Here is a 250-nt window from a genome sequence, read left to right on the forward strand (position 1 = left end):
TTGTGGTGACGGCCTCGCGGACACGGTTCACCAGCGGGTCAACGTACTGGTCAAACAGGTTGGTAAGCTGTTCCAGGGGGATGTCCCCGAGGTATCGGCAGTGGTGTTCGGCGAGCGTGCGGCGATCAACTTCAATCTCACAACGGACAATCCCTTGGGCAAGGCAGTATTGATAAACGGGGGCTGCTTTGCTTTCTTCAGCGGTGCGGCCGTGGCGATGCGCCAGCATATCATTGGCTTTGATGTAGGC

General features: G+C 57.6%; 1 protein-coding gene. It reads left to right on the forward strand.

Annotated features, from left to right (window positions below):
- A partial coding sequence (locus tag FLQ03_RS19210; protein WP_170252475.1) for a hypothetical protein occupies positions 1–250 on the forward strand: 250 nt, incomplete at both ends.

The sequence above is a fragment of the Vogesella urethralis genome, assembly GCF_007644045.2.
GTDB classification, from domain to species: Bacteria; Pseudomonadota; Gammaproteobacteria; order Burkholderiales; family Chromobacteriaceae; genus Vogesella; species Vogesella urethralis.